This window comes from Streptomyces sp. UW30, from assembly GCF_008042075.1.
Classification (GTDB): domain Bacteria; phylum Actinomycetota; class Actinomycetes; order Streptomycetales; family Streptomycetaceae; genus Streptomyces.
Genome location: NZ_RDBN01000033.1, coordinates 65,012 through 84,262 on the forward strand (window position 1 = coordinate 65,012; position 19,251 = coordinate 84,262).

The window sequence follows — 19,251 nt, forward strand, 5'->3', positions numbered from 1 at the left end:
GGAGGGCTGGAGTTGCCRCCTGGTGACGAGGGTCACGAGGGGAACTCCACAGACGTCCCACCCGGCACGGTGTCCCTGGCCCGGCCGATGGAGACCAACTCCATCGGCCCGGAGCTGGACTGGGACACCGACGCCTGGCGCGAGGTACGTACGCGCGCGCAACGAGCCGGCCGGGCCTACATCTGGCTGAACCTCGTCGAACAGCGGCTGCGGGCGGTCGTGGCCGCTGTGCTGCGCCCCATCTACGAACCCGTCCACGGCGACGAGTGGGTGGTCGCGGCCGCCGGACCGGCCGGCCAGGAGTGGGTGCAGCGCGCGGTCGCCGTACGCGAGGTCAGCCGCCGCAAGGGCTATCTGCTGGACCCCGCCGACGACAACGTCCTCAGCTTCCTGACACTGCCGCAGCTGCGTGAGCTGATGGTGCAGCACTGGCCGTGCTTCGAGCCGTACGTCGACGACCGCCGGGATGTCGAACTCGCCCTGGACGAGCTCGAGGTGACCCGCAACGTCGTCTCGCGCAACCGGGCCCTGTCCGAGGCGGTCCTCAACCAGGCCGAGCGCGCCTCGGCCCGGCTGCTGGAGGTTCTCGGCCAGAGCGGCGATGTGCCCTCGGCCCGCCGGCTGCCCATCGACGCGGTCGAGGACCTGGTCGGCGACCGCTATGCCGACGTCGTCGCCGTGCATCCCGACCGGGTGCGGCTGCTGCGTCAGTTCCCCGCCGAGGACATCTTCGGCGGCGCACGCCGGCTCGACGCCATCGGCATCGGCCTCAACCTCCTTGTGCAGAACTTCTCGGGGCGCCGCCTGGTGCGCCTTGCCGAGTCCGGCTGCCGGATGCGGCTGCTTTTCCTGAACCCGGCCTCCAGCGCGGTCAAGCGGCGTGAACGCGAACTCGGCATCAAGCGCGGCGAGCTGAGCCGCGCGGTCGAGATGAACATCCTGCACATGCGCCGGGTGCGGTCCCGGCTGCGCGACCCGGGCGCCTTCGAGATCCAGGTCTTCGACGAGACGCCCCGCTTCACGGCGTACCTCGTGGACGGCGACGGCTCCGACGGCGTCGCGGTCGTGCAGACCTATCTGCGGCAGACCCGGGGGCTGGAGGCGCCGGCCCTGGTGCTGCGCAACGGCAACAGGGTGGTCAAGACGGACGAGATCGACGAAGGCGGTCTCTTCCCCACCTATCGCGAGGAGTTCGAACTCATGTGGGCGGATTCGCGACCGGTGTCCTGAACTGTCCCGAACCGGCATGAGGCCGCGGAGCGGGGAAGCGGAATGCGGTCCTCTGATTGTCAGTGGCGCATGCGAAGGTGGAGACCACTGGGGGAACGCACCACCAAGAAGGGGGACCGCCCATGGGCTGGCACCGTGAGCTGCTGATCGGCTTCGACCTGGAGACGACCGGTACGGATCCGCGCGAGGCGCGCATCGTCACCGGCGCCGTGATCGAGGTCAGGGACGGGCAGCCGGTCGGGCACCGGGAGTGGCTCGCGGATCCGGGCGTGGAGATCCCGGCGGACGCGGTCGCGGTACACGGCATCAGCAACGAACGCGCGGCCGCCGAGGGCCGCCCGGCCGACCAGGTGGCGAACGCCATAGCGGACGTCCTGGTCACCTACTGGAAGACGGGCGTGCCGGTCGTCGCGTACAACGCCGCCTTCGATCTGAGCCTGCTCTCCGCCGAACTGCGGCGGTACGGACTGCCGTCCCTGCGCGACCGCCTCGGCGGCCAGGACCCCGCCCCGGTCATCGACCCGTACACGATCGACCGCTGGGCCGACCGCTACCGCCGCGGCAAGCGCAACCTCGAAGCGGTCTGCCGCGAGTACGGCATCGCACTCGACTCCGCCCACGACGCCGGCGCCGACGCCCTCGCCGCGGCCCGGCTCGCCTGCGCGATAGCCACCCGCCACCCCAAGATCGCGGCCCTCGGCCCGGCGCAACTGCACCGCAGCCAGATCGAGTGGTACGCCGAGTGGGCGGCGGACTTCCAGGACTTCCTGCGCCGCAAGGGCGACCCGACCGCGGTGGTCGACGGCACCTGGCCGCTGAGGGAGCCGGCGGGGGAGACGGTGGCGGGCGAGACGGTCTGAGCGACCGTGACCGTCTGCGTCAACTGCCTTGCCGGCGTGCCGAGCGAGAGGACGACGAGACGTGGACGTGTACGAGGCCGTGGACAGTCGCCGGGCCGTGCGGGCGTTCAGCGATGAACCGGTGTCCAAGGAGATACTCGACCGAGTGCTGGCCGCGGCGACACGTGCCCCGTCGAGCGGGAACCTCCAGCCATGGCATGTGTACGTCGTCACCGGCGAACCCCTGGCCGAACTGAAGAGGCGTGCCACGGCCAGGGCACGGGCGGGAGACCCCGGCGACGAGCGGGAGTACCCGATGTACCCGGCCGCACTGACCTCGCCGTATCTCGACCGCTTCTCCGCCGCGGCCGCCCAGCGGTACGAAGCGCTGGGCATCGAGCGTGACGACATCGACAGACCCATGAAGATCGCCGCCCTGAACTCGGAGGCGTTCGGGGCGCCGGTCGTCCTGTTCTGCTACCTCGACCGGACGATGGGGCCCGGACAGTGGGCGGACGCGGGGATGTACCTCCAGACGGTCATGCTGTTGCTGAGGGCGGAGGGGTTGCACAGCTGCCCCCAGGTGATGTGGACGATGTACCGCAGGACCGTCGGTCAGACGGTCGGAGCCGGTGACGGGCTCGTGCTGTTGTGCGGTGTCGCGGTGGGATTCGAGAAGGACGGCGTGCCACCGCTGCGCACGGGGCGGGCGGACATGACGGAGACCGTGAGCTTCATCGGGGTGTGACCGCCGGTGCCGGTGCCGGTGCCGGTGCTTGTGCCGACGCCGCCGCCGCGATGCGCTCGATGCGTGGCTTGGCCAGCCGCTCGTAGTCCGCGCCGGAGATGAGCAGCGAGCGGTCGAGCCTGGCCGCGTTGAAGTACAGCTTCGGCTGCGCGACGACGTCCGGGTCGGCGACGACTTCGAGGTCGGGATCGAAGCTGAACGGCAGGACGGTGCCGGGCACGGCGTGGGCCAGCCGCTCGGCGGTCTCCGGGTCGCTGAAGCCGACGTAGCGGGCGTCGAACAGCGCCCGGACGGCGTCCAGGTCGACCCGCCGGTCTCCGGGGACGACCGCGAGGACGTGACGGGTGGTGCGGCGGTCCACCTTGACCCGCAGCACGATGCACTTCGCGGCTTGCGACGCCGGGTGCCCGCGCAGTGCGCAGACGGCCTCGGMGCMGCCCTCGGGCTCGTGGTCGATGACGCGATGGTCGGCGCCGGCGGAGTCGAGCAGGGAGATCAGGTGGTCGTAAGTGTCGTGGTGGGGGACGTCGTGGCCGGTGTGCTCGGGCATGCGGAGTCCTTGTCGTGGTCCTGGTCACAGGCATGGGGCGAGTCGTGGGCCGGGGGTGGCCGGTCTTCGGGCACCTGTCGATGCGCCCGCTCCACCGACTGCCCCCAATAGGTGCCGGCGACCATGAGGGCCGCCCCGAGGCCGGTGAGGGGGGTGAGGTGTTCGCCGCCGAGGGCCACGCCGATCGCGACGGCCCAGACCGGCTCGGTGCCCAGCAGCAGGCTGGCCCGGCTGGCGGAGGTGCGCTGCACGGCCCAGGTCTGGGCGAGGAAGGCGAACACGCTGCACAGCAGGGCGAGATAGCCGAGCTGGGCCCAGATCGCCGGGTCGGCGTGGAACAGCGTCGGCAGGTCGTGGGCCGTGGCCGGCAGGAACAGGGCGGTGCCGACGAGCGTCTGCACGGTCGTCAGCTGCAACGGACGGATCGCCCGCCCCACGGTCATGCGGCCGACGAGCGCGACATGCCCGGCCCGGATCAGCGCGGCGCCGAGCATCAGCAGGTCGCCGAGGCGGGGCTCGTGGAAGCCGTTGCCGGACATCAGCAGTCCGACGGCCAGGACGCAGACGCCGGTCGCGGCGAAGAAGGCGGGAGGCAGCGCGCCGCGGTGGCCGCCGCGGTCGAGGAGCGGGGTGAGGACGATGGTCAGGCTGATGATGAGGCCGGCGTTCGCGGCGCTGGTGTGCGCGACACCGTACGTCTCCACGACCAGGACCGCCGCCTGGGTCAAGCCCAGAGGCAGCCCGGTACGGATCTCGTCACGCGTCCAGCCGCGTGCCTCGCGCCGCCGGGAGGCGAGCAGACCGAGGCAGGCGAGCGCGGACAGGGCGTAGCGGGCGAACAGCACGAGCAGGACGGGGAGCGCGGCGGTGGCCGTCTGGGCGGACAGGTAGCTCGAACCCCAGACGAGCGCGACAAGGAGAAGTACCGCATCGGTACGGCGGACGTCGGACACCTGCCCACGGTGCACCAGGTGTGTCCTTGAAGCCCAGTACCACTTTCTAAAACGATCATTTAGCAGACCTACATCGTCGCCCTACACTGAGGCGATGGACGAACGGCAGCTGCGGATCCTGCGGGAGCTGGGCGAACTGGGCAGTGTCACGGCGGTCGCCGAGGCACTGCTGGTGACGCCGTCGGCGATCTCCCAGCAGCTACGGCTGCTCCAGCGGGCGATCCCGGTGCCGCTCACCGAGCGGCAGGGGCGGCGCCTGGTGCTCACCGAGGCCGGGCAGGCGCTGGCGGGCGCGGCCGTCGAGGTGGAGACGGCGCTCGCGCGGGCGCGGCACACCGTCGAGGACTTCGTCGGGCGGCCGGACGGGGACGTGTCGGTGGCGGCGTTCCACAGCGCGGGCACCGCGTTCTTCCCGCTGCTGGTGCGCGCACTGGCCGGACCGGGCAAGCCCGTGCCGCGGCTCGCCGACGAGGACGTGCCGCAGGAGGACTTCCCCCGGCTCACCCGGGAGTACGACATCGTCCTCGCGCACCGCCTCGACCACGCCCCGCCCTGGCCGGACACGGTGGCCGCGACGACGCTGCTGCGTGAGCCGCTGGACGTGGCCATGCCCGCCGGCCACCCCCTGGCCGCCAAGCGCCGGGTCACTCCGCGCGACCTGGCGGACGAGCCGTGGATCACGGTGCACGACGGCTTCCCGGTGCTGGCGGTCATCGAAGCGATCGCCGCCGCGGCCGGGCGGCGCCTCCAACTGGCCCATCGCATCAACGAGTTCGCGGTGGTCGCCGAGGTGGTGGCGGCCGGCGGCGGCATCGCCCTGATGCCACGCTGGACGATGCGACCGCATCCCGCGCTGGCCCTGAGACCCCTGAGCGGCGTCCAGGCAAGACGCCACATCGATGCCCTCTACCGCCCCGAACGCACGGCCCGCACAGCGGTCCGCACCGTCCTGACCGAGCTGCGCCGAGCCGCGCGCGGCATCCAGTACGCGGAGCATCCAGAACAGTGAGGGCGACGGCGAAGAGACGCGCCGAAGCCCTCGATCCTCGGCTCGGCGGGCGGTCGGGCGCTCAGAACGAATGCCACCGCACGGTCTCGTCCCCGTCCCGCAACGACGCCACCCGCCGCTCGAACTCCACCAACGCCTTCGGGTTGCTCGACGCGTGCTGAGCGACCCACGCACAACTCGCCGTCTCCCGCGCGCCGCGCAGCACCGAACAGCCCTCCCACTCCCGCACGTCCCAGCCATAGGTCTCGACAAACGACTCGTATGCCGCCGCGGCCAACCCGTACCGGTCCCGCGAGAGAGCCATGACCACCAGGTCGTGCTCACGCAGATCGAAGGCGAAGGTCTCCAGGTCGACCAGCACCGGCCCGTCCGCCCCCACATGCACATTGCGCGGCAACGCGTCCCCATGGATCGGGCCCGGCGTCACATGAGGCGTCAACCCCGCCGCCGCGGCGGCGAAACCGTCCCGCCGCTCCCGCAGGTACGCCGCGTCCGCCGGATCGATCGCGCCGCCGGCCAGCCGCAGCCACCGCTCCACCCCGCCCAGCAACTCCCGCGGCGGCAGATCGAAGGAGGGCGAGGGCAGGGCGTGCACCACCCGTAGCAGTTCGGCCAAATCCCGTGGCTCGGCGGGCCGTACCGGATCCGGCAGCCGGTGCCACACGGTCACCGGATGACCCTCCACCAGCAGTGCCTTCGGCTCGGCCGCGCGCACCGCCGGCACGCCCGCCTCTTCCAGCCACACCGCGATGTCGAGCTCGCGCCGCGCCCGGTCGAGGAGTTCGGCGTCACGGGCCACCTTGACGACCAGGTCACCGGCGGCGAACACCGCGTTCTCCCCCAGGGCGAGCAGCCGGGCGTCCCGCGCCGGAACGGACAGTACGTCCGCCGCGGCCAGTACGTCCCGCGCCCGTGCCTCGTCCATCGTCCGCCTCCGTGGGGTCGCCTGTTCCAGGGACGGCGTCGGATTCCCGCCATCCGCGCCCAGTCTCGCATTTCCACAGGTCGGACCGCGTGCGCGCGGCCTTGACGGGGTACGGCGCCTTCACGACCATGACGGGGCCCACTCGAGCCGCGCAAAGGGGCTGATTCCGTGACATTGGTGACCGAGGCGGAGAGGCCGGTGAGACGCGCGCCGGGCGGCAAGGGGCGACGGCGCGTCATGGACCACGGCGCCTGGTTCCTCGTACTGCCCGCGCTGATCCCCATCCTCGTCCTGAGCGTCGGTCCGCTGCTCTACGGCATCCTGCTCTCCTTCACCGACGCCCAGTCCGGACGGACCCAGCCCACCCAGTGGATCGGCGCGCTCAACTTCCGGGATCTGCTGCACGACACGCTGTTCTGGGAGTCGTTCCGGATCGGTCTGGTCTGGGCGGTCGGTGTCACCGTCCCGCAGTTCCTGCTGGCGCTCGGCCTCGCCCTCCTCCTCAACGAGGACCTGCGACTGCGCTGGCTGGCCCGCGCCCTCGCGATCGTCCCGTGGGCCATGCCCGAGGTCGTCGTCGGCGTCATGTGGCGGCTGGTCTACAACCCCGACGCGGGCATCCTCAACGAGACGATCCGCGACCTGGGCCTCGGCGACGGCCGGGACTGGCTCAGCGGACTCGGCACCGCCCTGCCCGCCGTCATCGTCGTCGGCATCTGGGCGGGCATGCCGACCACGACGGTCGCCCTGCTCGCCGGCCTCCAGAACACCCCGCGCGAGTTGCACGAGGCGGCGGCCGTGGACGGCGCCGGCGCCTGGCGCCGCTTCCGCACGGTCACCTGGCCCGCCCTGCGGCCCGTCGCCCTCTCCATCACGGCGCTCAATCTCATCTGGAACTTCAACTCCTTCGCCCTGGTCTACGTGCTCACCAGCGGCGGCCCCGGCGGCCGCACCCGCCTGCCCATGCTCTTCGCCTACGAAGAGGCCTTCCGCTACGGGCAGTTCGGCTACGCGGCGGCGATGGGATGCGTGATGGTCGCGGTGATCTCGATCCTCCTCGCCCTCTTCCTGGCCGGCCGGCTCAAGGGAGGCGACGAGGCATGAGGACCAGCCGAAGCGCCCGCGCCGGACAGTACGTCGCCCTGCTCGCCTATCTCCTCTTCCTCGCCCTCCCCTTCCTCTGGCTGATCTCCACGGCCTTCAAACCCCCGCGCGAGGTGGGCAGTCTGCACCCCACCTGGATCCCGAAGGACCCCACCCTCGCCAACTTCCGCCAGGCCTTCGACGAACAGCCCCTGCTGCACGCCGCGCTCAACTCCCTGATCGCCGCGCTCGGCGCCGCTCTCGTCGCCGTGGTGCTCGCGACCCCGATGGCGTACGTCATGGCCCGCCACCGCACCCCGCTCGCCCGGGCGGCGACCGGCTGGGTGGTCGTCAGCCAGGCGTTCCCGCTGGTGCTGGTGATCATCCCGCTGTTCCTGGTGCTGAAGAACCTGCGGCTGATCAACTCGATGCCGGGGCTGATCATGGTGTACGTGGTGTGGGCGCTGCCGTTCGCGCTGTGGATGCTCGTCGGGTACGTCCGCGCGGTGCCGCCGGAGCTGGAGGAGGCGGCGGCGGTCGACGGGGCCGGGCGCCTCAGGACCCTGGTCTCGGTGACCGCGCCGCTGCTGGCACCCGGAATCGTGGCGACGGCGATGTTCGCGTTCGTCACGGCGTGGAACGAGTTCTTCTTCGCGCTGGTGCTGCTGAAGACCCCCGAGAAACAGACCCTGCCGGTCGTCCTCACGCACTTCATCGGCGCGGAGGGCGTGGCCGACCTCGGCCCGCTGGCCGCCGCCGCGTTCCTCGCGACGCTGCCCTCACTGGTCGTGTTCGCGCTCATCCAACGACGGATCACGGGCGGCATGCTCACCGGGGCGGTGAAGAACTGATGCGCAGGAGACTGCTGCCCGGCTGCCTGGCCCTGATGCTGCTGCTCGCCGGGTGCAGCGGCGACGACGGCGACAGCGCGGGCGGCCGGATCACCCTGCGCTTCCAGTCCCTGGCCTGGCAGGAGGAGTCCGTCCAGGTCAACAAGGAGCTGGTGGAGGAGTGGAACGCAGCCCATCCGGACGTCAACGTCGAGTACGTCCAGGGCAGTTGGGACGGCGTTCACGACCAGCTGCTGACCTCCTTCGAGGGCGGTGAGGCGCCGGACATCATCCACGACGCCTCGGACGACCTCGCGGACTTCGCGTACGGCGGCTATCTCGCCGATCTGACCGACCTGCTGCCCGAGCGGCTCAAGTCCGACGTCCCGCAGCGCAGTTGGGACACGGCGACCTTCGGGGACGGGATCTACGGCGTGCCGTTCCTCCAGGAGCCGCGGGTGCTGGTCGCCAACGCGAAGTGGCTGAAGGGCGCCGGCGTACGCATCCCCACCCCCGAACGGCCGTGGAGCTGGGCCGAGTTCCGGACGATCACCGAACAGCTCGGCGGGGACGGCAAGTACGGCGTCGCCTGGCCGCTCAAGGAGCCCGTCTCCGCCACCCTCAACCTCTCGCTGTCGTCCGGCGGACAGCTCTTCCACCGGGGCCCCGACGGCAAGGTGACCGTCCGCTTCGAGGCGGCCGACCAGGTCATGCCACGCACCGTCCACGACCAGGTCAACGCCGACCGCAGCGCCTCGCCGACGACCCTGGGCAGCGGCGGCTCGGACACCCTGCCCGGCTTCTTCGGCGGCAGGTACGCGATGGTCCCGCTCGGCTTCTCGTACCGCCAGCAGATCGTGCAGCAGGCCCCGAAGGGCTTCGACTGGCAGGTGCTGCCCGCCCCGGCCGGCGCCGACGGGCTCAGCCAGGGCGTCAGCCCGCAGACCCTGTCCATCGCCGAGGACAGCCCGCACCAGCGGGAGGCGGCCGAGTTCATCGACTTCCTGCTGCGCCCCGACAACATGGTGCGGCTGGCCCTGGGTGACTGGATGCTGCCCACCGGGACCGAAGCCCTGAAGGACCCCGCCCTGCACACCACCGAGCACGACTGGGCCACCGGCACCGCCCTCGCCGCCCACCTGCGCTCGGCGCCCGCTCAGTCGGTGCGGGGCTACCCCGAGTGGAAGGACAAGATCGCCACGCCCGCCTTCCAGGAGTACTACAGCGGGGCCATCGGCCTCGCCGAACTGCGCGCGCGGCTGGAGGAGGACGGGAACCTCGTACTGGCCCGCTACCAGCGCTGACGCCGGGCCGCCGTAATTCGGTTGTCCGCGTCACCCGGCCCCGCCTAACGTGCCGTCCGTGGCAGCGAACAACGCGATCCTCTTCTCCGGTCACGGCCGGGGCTACGCGCACTCCCCACGGATGCGCCGCGGCCCCGGAGCCCTGACCGGCCCGGGGAGTCACGCGCGCTGATCCACGGCGGATCCGTTTTCCTCAGCTTCAGCTCTGAGCTTGCGCTTCCAGCGTCCCGCCTGCTGCTTCCCGCCTCCTGTCTTCCGGTCAGGGCCTTCGTCTGCCCTTTTCCCACTCCACGGAAGACAAGGACCGCAGGCCATGGCCCGCCCCACCCGCGCATCCCGCGCGCTCTCCCAGAACTTCCTCGCCGACCGCGCCGCCGCCGGACGACTCGCCCGGCTCGCCGTACCGCACGGACGCGAGGCACCCCTCTTGCTCGAAGTCGGCGCCGGGAAGGGCGCGTTGACCGAGCTGCTCGCCCCGCGCTGCCGGCGCCTGCTCGCCTACGAGATCGACCCACGGCTCGTCCCCGCCCTGCGCTCGCGCTTCTCGGACACCCCCCGAGTCCGTGTCGTGGGTGAGGACTTCCTCACCGCACGCCCTCCGGGCACGCCGTTCTCCGTCGCGGGGAACGTGCCCTTCTCCCGCACCGCCGCCATCGTCGAGTGGTGTCTGCGGGCGCCCGCCCTCACAGACGCCACGCTCCTCACCCAGCTCGAGTACGCCCGCAAACGCACGGGCGACTACGGCAGTTGGACCCGGCTGACGATCCTGACCTGGCCCTGCCACGAGTGGCGGCTGGTCGGGCGGGTCGGGCGGCACAGCTTCCGGCCGGTGCCGCGCGTGGACGCCGGGATCGTACGGATCTCGCGGCGCCGCACGCCTCTGCTCGACGCCCGCGCGGGGGACAGCTGGCGGCGCCTGGTCGAGCTCGGTTTCTCCGGCGTCGGCGGCTCCTTGCAGGCGTCGCTGTGCCGGGCGCATCCGAGGCGGCGGGTCGACGCGGCGTTCCGCGCGGCCGGCCTCGATGCGAGGGTCCTCGTCGGCGAGGTGCCGCCGGGGGCGTGGCTGAGGCTGCACGAGGTGCTGGCGCGATGAAGGTATGTTGCACGAGACGTATCGTCTCGATTGGTGTCGGAGTCATGACCAGTCCCGCTCACATCGCCATGTTCTCCATCGCCGCCCACGGTCACGTGAACCCCAGCCTCGAAGTGATCCGGGAGCTCGTGGCACGCGGGCACCGGGTCACGTACGCGATCCCGCCGGCCTTCGCCGAGAAGGTCGCCGGCAGTGGCGCCGAGCCGAAGCTGTGGAACTCCACGCTGCCCGGGCCCGACGCCGACCCGGAGGCCTGGGGGAGCACCCTGCTGGACAACGTCGAGCCGTTCCTGGCCGACGCGATCCAGGCCCTGCCGCAGCTGATCGAGGCGTACGAGGGGGACGAGCCGGATCTCGTCCTGCACGACATCACCTCGTACCCCGCCCGCGTCCTGGCCCACCGCTGGGGCGTGCCCGCGATCTCGCTCTCGCCGAACCTCGTGGCCTGGGAGGGCTACGAGGAGGAGGTCGCCGAGCCGATGTGGGCGGAGCCGAAGAAGTCCGAGCGCGGGCAGGCGTACTACCGGCGCTTCGGGACGTGGCTGGAGGAGAACGGCATCACCCAGCACCCCGACCCCTTCGCCGGCCGGCCCGACCGCTCGCTCGTCCTCATCCCGCGGGCCCTTCAGCCCAACGCCGACCGCGTCGACGAGAAGGCGTACACGTTCGTCGGCGCCTGCCAGGGCGACCGCACCGCAGAGGGCGACTGGCAGCGTCCGGAGGGCGCCGAGAAGGTCGCGCTGGTCTCTCTCGGGTCGAGCTTCACCAAGCAGCCCGCCTTCTACCGGGAGTGCGTGCGCGCCTTCGCCGGCCTGCCGGGCTGGCACCTGGTGCTCCAGGTCGGCAGGCACGTCGACCCCGCCGAGCTCGGCGACATCCCGCCGAACGTCGAAGTGCGCACCTGGGTCCCGCAGTTGGCGATCCTGAAGCAGGCCGACCTGTTCGTCACCCACGCGGGCGCCGGCGGCAGCCAGGAGGGCCTGGCCACGGCCACCCCGATGATCGCCGTACCGCAGGCCGTGGACCAGTTCGGCAACGCCGACATGCTCCAGTCCCTCGGCGTCGCCCGCCACATCCCCACGGAGGAGGCCACCGCCGAGACCCTGCGCGCTGCCGCCCTCACCCTCGCCGACGACCCGGAGGTCGCCCGGCGCCTGAAGGCCATCCAGGCCGAGATGGCCCAGGAGGGCGGCACGAAGCGCGCCGCGGACCTCATCGAGGCCGAACTGCTCGCTCCGCGCGGCTAGTCCGGGGCGGCTCGCCGAGCTCATCGCCGTGATGGCCGTCCCACTTCAGGGGCGGCCATCACATCGGCGGCGGAGGTCCGTCACACCGTGACGGCCTGTTGGCTGAGGGTCCGACGCGCGTTGTCGAGAGTGGCGTCCATCCGGGCAGCCTGGCCCTTGGTGAACATGAACATCGCGGCGTCGTCGGTGTAGTCCATGTAGTTCATGAACATGTCGCCGTTCGGGGCGTTGCCGCAGGTGGTACTGGGGAAGTTCGGTGAACCGAGGTTCGGCCCGGCCTGGTTGGGCGTGTCCGCCACGAAGTCGCTGCCGCTGCACCCCTCGTCGTCGTCACCCCAGATGTGGCGCAGATTGAGCCAGTGGCCGATCTCGTGCACGGCCGTGCGGCCGCCGTGGAACGGCGCGGCGGCGGTGCCGCGCGTACCGAAGGCGGTGTGCGTGATGACGACGCCGTCCGTGGATGCGGCGCCACCCGGGAACTGGGCGTAACCCAGCAGCCCGCGGCGCAGCCGGCAGACCCAGACGTTCAGGTAGACGTCCGCGGGCCAGGCGTCGCGTCCTCCGCTCAGGCTGAACTTGACCAGATCGTCCGTGTCCCAGTCCGCGTTCGAGGTCTGGGACCGCGTGATGCCGTTCGTGGTCCGGCCCAGCGGATCGGTCTGGGCGAGATGGAACTGGATGCGCACGTCGGCCACCAGGTCCCGCCACACCGGCGGCACCTGGTTGACGTCGGGGTTGGCCGCGCGGAAGTCCTGGTTGAGGACGTCGATCTGACTGAGGATCTGGGCGTCGTCGATGTTCTGTTCGGGGGTGTTGTGCACCACGTGCACGACGACGGGAACGTCGATGACGCCCTGCCGGGCGGCCTCCCGCCGCTTCGTCTCGTAGCCGAACGCGGTGTTCTCGATCAGAGCACGGTTGTCGGCGTATTCGGGATTCACGGTGAGGAGTCGGCGGTGCACTTCCATGGCGCCGCACCAGCGGCTGTAGTCGGCGGAAGTGGCGCGGAGATAGGACTGCGCATCGGACATGGCTACGTCCCTAGAAAGGTGTTGGACTTGCCGCGCGCTCGGCTGCGGAACTGCGCGTCGGACACGCGCTGTGGGGGCCGGGCGCCGGTCGGCATGCTCGGTTGCCCGCTCCCCCTGTACCCATACACTGATAATCCTAGGCATTGGTGGAGAAGACCGGCAATTTTTGCGGCACGGAAGTGAGCGAGGTGGCCGGGTCATGCGAGAGCCCCCTGCGGACCTGTTCCGGTCCTGGATCCACTCCTACGAGGAGGATCACGGTGACGTGCGGGTCTACCGGCCCGACGACTACCCGTTCCCGCCGGCCCGCGGACGCCGCGGCATGGAGTTCGCACCCGACGGCGCCTTCGTCGACCATCCCCTCGGACGCGGCGACGCTCCCGCGGCCGTACCCGGTCACTGGCGGCTGGTGACGGACGGTCATGTCCTGTTGACCTTCGAAGGAGTCCGCCCGGAGCGGGAGTTGGAGATTGTGCGCTGCGACGAGGCCGTGCTGGAGGTGCGTCGCCTCACGGACTGAGGAGGCACGCGTCGAGGGCCCGTTGACTCCCCCGGAGTCAACGGGCCCTCGGCCATGGCGGGTCGGGTCAGACCGGAACGCGCTCGCCCTCGTCGTCCCGGGCCTTGTCACGCGTCACGGCCTCGGGGGCCTCGTCGTGGGTCAGGTCGGGCAGGCGGTTCAGCCACTTCGGCAGGTACCAGTTGCGCTCGCCCAGCAGCGCCATGACCGCCGGGAGCAACACGCCCCGGATGATCGTCGCGTCGATGAGGACCGCGGCCGCGAGGCCCACGCCCATCTGCTTCATGGACTGCATGGACAGCGTGCCGAAGATCGCGAACACGGCGACCATGATGACCGCGGCGCTGGTGACGACGCCGGCCGTGGTGACCACGCCGTGCTGGATCGCGTCCTTCGTGCTGCGGCCCCGCATACGTGCCTCGCGGATCCGGGAGACCACGAACACGTGGTAGTCCATCGACAGGCCGAACAGGATCACGAAGAGGAACAGCGGCAGCCAGGTGATGATGGCGCCGACGCCCTCCGCGCCCACCAGGGACGCGCCCCAGCCGTGCTGGAAGACGGCGACGAGGATGCCGTACGCCGCGCCCACCGACAGCAGGTTCAGCACGATCGACGTGACGGCGATCGTCAGCGAGCGGAAGGACAGCAGCATCAGGCCGAAGGCGAAGACCACGACGAAGGCGAAGACCGGGATGACCGCTCCGGCCAGCTGGTCGTTGAAGTCCTTCGAGCCGGCGACCTGCCCGGTGATCGGCGCCTCGACCCCGTCCACCTTGCCGAGCGTGGCCGGGCGTACGTCGTCGCGCAGCTTGTCCAGGCTCGCGCCCGCCTTGTCGAGGTCGGAGCCGCCGACCAGCGGGACGTACACGAAGGCGACGTTCTGCTGGTCGTGCAGCTTGATCTCGACCGGGCCGCGCGAGGCACCCGAACTGATCGCCCGCTCACGGAAGTCGGCGAGCGCGGACTTCACCTCGGGAGCGTTGATGTCGTTCGCCTTGACGACCACCTCGGCCGGCTCCGAGCCGCCCGGGAAGGCCTCGTTGACCCGGTTGTACGTCTGCACGATCGGCAGCGAGTCGCCGAACTCCTGGTCCAGTGTGAGGTTCTGCGTCTTCATGCCGACCGCGGGAGCCGCGATGGCCAGCAGCGCACCGGCGGCGACCACCACCGAGATGACCGGCCGGGCGAGGACGCCCTTCAGTACGGCCGTCCAGAACCGGCTTTCGCGGTTGCCCTGGCCCCGGTTGCGACGCAGCTTGCTGTCCGGGTGCAGGAAGGGGATCTTGCCCTTCTCGACCCGCTCGCCCAGCAGCGACAGCAGTGCCGGCAGGACCGTCACCGACCCGACCATGGCGACCGCCACGACCATCAGCGAGGCCAGACCCATCGCCTCGAACTCGGCGAGCCCGGTGAACAGCATGCCCGCCATCGCCACGCACACCGTGACGCCGGAGACGATGATCGCCCGGCCGCTGGTGGCGGCGGCGACCTGGAGCGCGGTCTGCGCGTCCCGGCCGGCCTGGCGTTCCTCGCGCTCACGGCGCAGATAGAACAGGCAGTAGTCGACGCCGACGGCGAGACCGACCAGCAGCATCACGGAGTTCGCCGTGTCGCTCATCGGCATGACATGGCTGACGATGCCCATCAGGCCCATCGTCGCCATGATCGCGGTGACCGCCAGCAGCACCGGCAGCAGGGCCGCCACCAGCGCGCCGAAGGCGATGAGCAGAATGCCGAGGGCCACGGGCACCGCGGAGTACTCGGCCTTCTGGAAGTCGTCCCCGAACGCGTCGTCGAACGTCTTCATCATGCTCGCGCCGCCGATCTCCTCGATCCGCAGCGACTGATGGTCCTTCTGGACGTCCTCGACCGCCTTCAGCACCGGCTCGACGCGCTCGCCCGCGGTTTCGGAGTCACCGCGTATGTCGAACTGCACCAGCGCGCTGCGGCCGTCCTTGGAGATCGTCTGTGTGTCGTACGGCGACGTCACGTCCGTGACCTTGCCGGTGCCCTCGACCGCGCCGACGACCGCGGTGACGGCGGCCCGGAACTCGCTGTCGGTGGCCTTCAGCGAACCGTCCTTCGCCTGGATCAGGACGGTCTCACTGGCCGGCTCCTCGATCCCGGCGTCTTCGATGATCTTGGCGGCGGTGTGCGTCTCGCCCTTCAGCTGGTCGCTGTCCTTGACGTCGACCCGGCCGGCCGCCGAACCGAGCCCCATCGCCAGGACGACGAACAGCACCCAGATGCCGACGGCAGCCCATCGATGGCGGGCGCTCCAGCCGCCGGCGCGGGCGGCGAGGCCCCGTACCCGCGTTTCTCCGTTCCCCATGATGGGCTTGCCCCCTCGTCTTGCGGTGGCGGCCCCCTGCCGCCTCCTTACGTTTCGAAGGTATGGGCCGGATAAAGCCATCTCGTCGTGCTGCCCGGTGATGTCCGGCGGCCGGAAATCATCCGCTCGAACCCCGGGCTCTCCCCACTGGGGAGGATGGGGGTCCCTTACATCTATCCGGTCGGGTCGGGGGAGCGGATCAGGGGGAACGGTGTGGCGGATCAGGCGGAAGAGGTTGTGCTTCATGCTGACCGGTAAGTAACTTACGGGGTCCGGCCGTCGTGCCCACCCCCACGGGGCACGACGGCCGGACCCAGCCGGTCACAGCGCCATAAGGTGGCCGGATGACGACGACGTATGCGGCGCTGCTGCGCGGGATCAACGTGGGCGGCAGCAGAAAAGTCCCGATGGCCGAGTTGCGCACCCTGATGACCGACCTCGGTCACGACGGCGTACGCACCTATCTCCAGAGCGGCCAGGCGGTCTTCGCCTCCGACCACGGCGACGAGGACTCGCTGGCCGCCGAGCTCGCGTCGGCGATCGAGAAGCACTTCGGCTTCGCCGTGGACGTCATCGTGCGCGACCATGCCTACCTCAGGGCGATCGCCGACAACTGCCCCTTCCCCGCAGCCGAGTTGGAGCCCAAGCAGCTCCATGTCACCTACTTCTCCGCCCCGGTCGACGCCGAGCGTTTCGCGGAGATCGACCAGGCCGCCTTCCTCCCGGAGGAGTTCCGGCTCGGCGACCGCGCGCTGTACCTGTACGCCCCGAATGGCCTGGGCCGCTCCAAGCTCGCCGAAATGCTGTCGCGCCCCCGCCTCAACAAGGGTTTGATCGCCACAAGCCGTAACTGGAACACCGTCGTGAAGCTTGTGGAGATGACAGGTGACTGAACACGATTGCGCTGTACGGGCCGCCATCGAGGGCGAGCTGAGGCTGCTCGACCCCGAGGTCCGCCGCTCGCCCGAACAGCTCGGGGCGCTGCTGCACCCCGAGTTCCACGAGTTCGGTTCGTCGGGACGGCGCTGGGACCGGGAGTCGACCCTGGCCCGCCTGCCCGCGGACACCGACCCGGCGGACCGGTACGTCGTCACCTCCGGGATCGAGGGCGTCCGGCTCGCCCCGGACGTCGTCCACCTCACCTTCGACACGGTGTACAACGGCGGCCACGCACACCGCAGTTCGCTCTGGCGGCGGACGGACGACGGCTGGCAGATGTACTTCCATCAGGGGACACCGTTCAGCACCGAGGGGAACTGACCTTGCGCTACATCGTCATCGGGGCCGGAGCCGTCGGCGGCGTCATCGGCGGACGGCTCGCGGGCTCGGGACACGAGGTCGTCCTCGTCGCCCGGGGCGCGCACCACGAGGCCCTACGGGACCACGGGCTGCGGCTCAGGGTGCCCCAGGGCGAGCTGACCCACCGGCTGCCCGTCGTCGACGGACCGGCCGCGCTCGGGGAACTGCGCCCCGACGACGTCCTCCTCCTCGCCGTGAAGACACAGGACAGCGTGGCCGCGCTGCGGACCTGGGGTCCGGTCCCCGTCAGGGGCGGCGGCACGGCCGCCGAGAGGCTGCCCCTGTTCTGCGCGCAGAACGGCGTCGAGGGCAAGCGGCTCGCCCTGCGCCTGTTCCGCCGGGTCCACGGCGTCTGCGTCTGGCTGCCGTCGACGTACGTCGAACCCGGCGTCGTCTCCGCGGCCGGCAGCCCCCTCACCGGCATCCTGCACCTCGGCCGCCACCCGCACGGCACCGACGAGACCACCCGCCTCGTGGCCGCCGACCTGGAGAAGTCGCACTTCGAGGCGCCGGTCGTGGCGGACATCGCGCGCTGGCAGTACGCCAAGCTGCTGTCCAACCTCGGCAACGCCCTGGAGGCGGTGACCGGGCCGGTCGACAGCGAGGAGGCGGCGGCGCTGCTGCGGCAGGTGCGGGCCGAGGGCGTGGCCGTGCTGGACGCCGCCGGGATCGCGTACGTGAGCACCGAGGAACAGCAGAAGGTACGGGGCGACAAGGTCACCCTCGTCCCCCTCGACGGCGCCCCGCGCGGCGGCGGCTCCTCCTGGCAGTCCCTCAACCGCGGCACCGGCACCATCGAGGCCGACTACCTCAACGGCGAGATCGCCCTGCTGGGCCGTCTGCACGGCGTACCGACCCCGCTGAACGAACTGTTCCAGCACCTCGCCAACACCTTCGCGCGCGAACGGCGGGCCCCGGGATCGATGCCGGTGGGCGAGCTGGTGCGGCTGGCTCACGAGGCGGTCGTCAACACACGCTGATCATCTGACCGCGGCTCGGTCCAACCACGGGACAAACGGCTGCCGTTGTCCCTAGGGTGATCCGCGGCAGGACGGCGGGAAGGGCAGGTCACCGCGGTGGGCGGTGCGCCTGAACCCGTCCCACCAGGGGCGGCGGCACGCCGCCCGTGCGCTCGGCCGTGCAAGCCACAGGAGGCGGGACAGTGAGCAGCTACAACATGCGCGACTTCGACGGCTCGGCCCACGACGGGTCCGACCCCGCCGCGGTGCTGCGTCTCGCCGAGCGTCTCGTCGAGCGGCTGCGCATAGAGAAGCCGGTGCTCGTCCCGCAGGGGGAGATCATCCTCAACGAGCTGCTGTACGCCGCGCAGGACGGCCTGCCCGCCAACCGCGGCCGGATCCGCTTCGCCCTGGAGGCGATCGGCATCGGCGTCGCGGCGGGCGGCGGCTGCCTGATCCTGGTGCAGGAGATCGGCCGCGTACTGGACGTGTGAGGGGTGACGCAGGGCGCCGCGCACCGGCGCCCTCGGGCTGCCCCGGGTGTCAGGCGCTCAGGCGCCGACGGCCGTCAACACCGGTACCCGCGCCGCTTCGTACCGATCCAGCAGGACCCGCGCCACCTCGGGCGCGGCCCCGAGCACGTCCGCCAGGACGTCCGCGTCGGCCGCGCCCCGGGCGATGCGGTCCGGGAGGAAGCCGGGCGCCAGGACGTACGGCGCCACGGCCACCCGCTCGCAGCCGAGTGCGCGCAGCTCACTCACGGCGTCCTCGGTGCGAGGAAGAGATGCGGAGGCGAACGCAGGCCGCACGGCGCACCAACCGGTGTGCCGCCACTCCCGCGCGATTTCTGCGATCACTGCGATCGCCTCCGGGTCGGTGGACCCCGCCGAGGCCAGCACGACCCCGGTCGAGGACTTGTCGGCGGGCGTCAGCCCCGCCTCGTACAGGCGCCGCTCCAGGGCCGACAACAGCAGCGGCGACGGGCCGAGGACCTCCGCCTGCCGGATCCGCAGCTGCGGCGGCGCGTCCTTCAGGACCGCCGGGATGTCGGCCTTCGCGTGGAAGGCGCGGGTCAGGAGCAACGGCAGCGCCACGACGTCCCGCACGCCCTGAGCCGCAAGCGACTCCAGCACGCCCTGCACGGACGGGATGTTGAAGTCCAGGAAGCCGGTCTCCACCCGTACGTCCGGGCGCAGCGACCGAACCCGCCGTACGAGGGCGTGCACGGTCGCGGCATGCCGCGGGTCGCGGCTGCCGTGGGCGATGACGAGGAGAACCGGCTTCATGGACATCGGG

The 19,251-nt window shown here is 71.1% G+C and carries 19 protein-coding genes and 1 pseudogene; 14 read left to right on the forward strand and 6 right to left on the reverse strand.

All coding sequences use genetic code 11. The features are described 5' to 3' along the window. The 3 genes from EAO75_RS15520 to EAO75_RS15530 form a co-directional block, all read left to right on the forward strand. The coding region (locus EAO75_RS15520) for an SAV2148 family HEPN domain-containing protein (RefSeq protein WP_147996018.1) at positions 1 to 1,230 on the forward strand (1,230 nt) is incomplete at its 5' end. 122 nt (positions 1,231 to 1,352) lie between these two features. After that, a complete protein-coding gene (locus EAO75_RS15525) occupies positions 1,353 to 2,090 on the forward strand; it encodes a 3'-5' exonuclease (protein ID WP_147995651.1) in 738 nt (245 codons plus the stop codon). Positions 2,091 to 2,151: 61 nt separating this feature from the next. Further along, a complete protein-coding gene (locus EAO75_RS15530) occupies positions 2,152 to 2,817 on the forward strand; it encodes a nitroreductase (RefSeq protein ID WP_147995652.1) in 666 nt (221 codons plus the stop codon). On the opposite strand, the gene EAO75_RS15535 is transcribed toward EAO75_RS15530, so the two are convergent. Both EAO75_RS15535 and EAO75_RS15540 read right to left on the reverse strand, forming a co-directional pair. Next, positions 2,804 to 3,367 carry a YbaK/EbsC family protein gene (locus EAO75_RS15535; RefSeq protein ID WP_147995653.1) on the reverse strand — a complete coding sequence of 188 codons (564 nt, stop codon included), beginning with the start codon at positions 3,365 to 3,367 and terminating at the stop codon, positions 2,804 to 2,806. The two genes, EAO75_RS15530 and EAO75_RS15535, sit on opposite strands and share 14 nt — an antisense overlap. Next, entirely contained in the window at positions 3,313 to 4,320 is a 1,008-nt protein-coding gene (locus EAO75_RS15540) for a DMT family transporter (protein WP_147996019.1), read from the reverse strand. Before EAO75_RS15540 ends, EAO75_RS15535 begins: the two co-directional genes overlap by 55 nt. 94 nt (positions 4,321 to 4,414) lie before the next feature. On the opposite strand from EAO75_RS15540, the gene EAO75_RS15545 reads away from it, so the two are divergent. Beyond that, positions 4,415 to 5,329, forward strand: coding sequence for a LysR family transcriptional regulator (locus tag EAO75_RS15545; RefSeq protein ID WP_147995654.1), 915 nt, complete (start codon positions 4,415 to 4,417; stop codon positions 5,327 to 5,329). 61 nt (positions 5,330 to 5,390) lie between these two features. Here EAO75_RS15545 and EAO75_RS15550 read toward each other — a convergent pair whose 3' ends face one another. Further along, on the reverse strand, positions 5,391 to 6,254 hold the full coding sequence (locus tag EAO75_RS15550; RefSeq protein WP_147995655.1) for a phosphotransferase enzyme family protein: 864 nt from the start codon (positions 6,252 to 6,254) through the stop codon (positions 5,391 to 5,393). A 168-nt stretch (positions 6,255 to 6,422) separates the two neighbouring features. Between EAO75_RS15550 and EAO75_RS15555 the strand changes: the two genes are divergently transcribed. From EAO75_RS15555 to EAO75_RS15575, 5 genes and pseudogenes are all read left to right on the forward strand, one after another. Then, positions 6,423 to 7,358: a carbohydrate ABC transporter permease gene (locus EAO75_RS15555; protein WP_147995656.1), complete on the forward strand. Its 936-nt coding sequence runs from the start codon at positions 6,423 to 6,425 to the stop codon at positions 7,356 to 7,358. Further along, entirely contained in the window at positions 7,355 to 8,188 is an 834-nt protein-coding gene (locus EAO75_RS15560; RefSeq protein WP_147995657.1) for a carbohydrate ABC transporter permease, read from the forward strand. Before EAO75_RS15555 ends, EAO75_RS15560 begins: the two co-directional genes overlap by 4 nt. Then, a complete protein-coding gene (locus tag EAO75_RS15565; RefSeq protein WP_147995658.1) occupies positions 8,188 to 9,471 on the forward strand; it encodes an ABC transporter substrate-binding protein in 1,284 nt (427 codons plus the stop codon). The genes EAO75_RS15560 and EAO75_RS15565 overlap by 1 nt, the downstream gene beginning before the upstream one ends. 313 nt (positions 9,472 to 9,784) lie before the next feature. Further along, positions 9,785 to 10,564 (forward strand): ErmE/ErmH/ErmO/ErmR family 23S rRNA (adenine(2058)-N(6))-methyltransferase, encoded by a 780-nt coding sequence (gene erm, locus EAO75_RS15570; protein ID WP_147995659.1) that lies wholly within the window; start codon positions 9,785 to 9,787, stop codon positions 10,562 to 10,564. Positions 10,565 to 10,568: 4 nt separating this feature from the next. Then, positions 10,569 to 11,811: pseudogene (locus tag EAO75_RS15575) on the forward strand (glycosyltransferase). An 80-nt stretch (positions 11,812 to 11,891) separates the two neighbouring features. On the opposite strand, the gene EAO75_RS15580 reads toward EAO75_RS15575, so the two are convergent. Continuing rightward, positions 11,892 to 12,842: a zinc metalloprotease gene (locus tag EAO75_RS15580; RefSeq protein WP_147995661.1), complete on the reverse strand. Its 951-nt coding sequence runs from the start codon at positions 12,840 to 12,842 to the stop codon at positions 11,892 to 11,894. A gap of 199 nt (positions 12,843 to 13,041) precedes the next feature. Between EAO75_RS15580 and EAO75_RS15585 the strand changes: the two genes are divergently transcribed. Further along, entirely contained in the window at positions 13,042 to 13,362 is a 321-nt protein-coding gene (locus tag EAO75_RS15585) for a hypothetical protein (RefSeq protein ID WP_147995662.1), read from the forward strand. 67 nt (positions 13,363 to 13,429) lie between these two features. On the opposite strand, the gene EAO75_RS15590 is transcribed toward EAO75_RS15585, so the two are convergent. Next, positions 13,430 to 15,697: an MMPL family transporter gene (locus EAO75_RS15590; protein ID WP_147995663.1), complete on the reverse strand. Its 2,268-nt coding sequence runs from the start codon at positions 15,695 to 15,697 to the stop codon at positions 13,430 to 13,432. A 344-nt stretch (positions 15,698 to 16,041) separates the two neighbouring features. Here EAO75_RS15590 and EAO75_RS15595 point away from each other — a divergent pair, with 344 nt between their 5' ends. From EAO75_RS15595 to EAO75_RS15610, 4 genes are all read left to right on the forward strand, one after another. Continuing rightward, positions 16,042 to 16,590: a DUF1697 domain-containing protein gene (locus EAO75_RS15595; RefSeq protein ID WP_147995664.1), complete on the forward strand. Its 549-nt coding sequence runs from the start codon at positions 16,042 to 16,044 to the stop codon at positions 16,588 to 16,590. Further along, positions 16,583 to 16,957 (forward strand): DUF4440 domain-containing protein, encoded by a 375-nt coding sequence (locus tag EAO75_RS15600; protein WP_147995665.1) that lies wholly within the window; start codon positions 16,583 to 16,585, stop codon positions 16,955 to 16,957. Before EAO75_RS15595 ends, EAO75_RS15600 begins: the two co-directional genes overlap by 8 nt. A 2-nt stretch (positions 16,958 to 16,959) precedes the next feature. Next, a complete protein-coding gene (locus EAO75_RS15605) occupies positions 16,960 to 17,976 on the forward strand; it encodes a ketopantoate reductase family protein (RefSeq protein ID WP_147995666.1) in 1,017 nt (338 codons plus the stop codon). 182 nt (positions 17,977 to 18,158) lie between these two features. Then, a complete protein-coding gene (locus EAO75_RS15610) occupies positions 18,159 to 18,449 on the forward strand; it encodes a hypothetical protein (protein WP_147995667.1) in 291 nt (96 codons plus the stop codon). Between the two features lie 57 nt (positions 18,450 to 18,506). Here EAO75_RS15610 and EAO75_RS15615 read toward each other — a convergent pair whose 3' ends face one another. Beyond that, entirely contained in the window at positions 18,507 to 19,247 is a 741-nt protein-coding gene (locus EAO75_RS15615; protein WP_147995668.1) for a sirohydrochlorin chelatase, read from the reverse strand. Between the last annotated feature and the right edge of the window lie 4 nt (positions 19,248 to 19,251).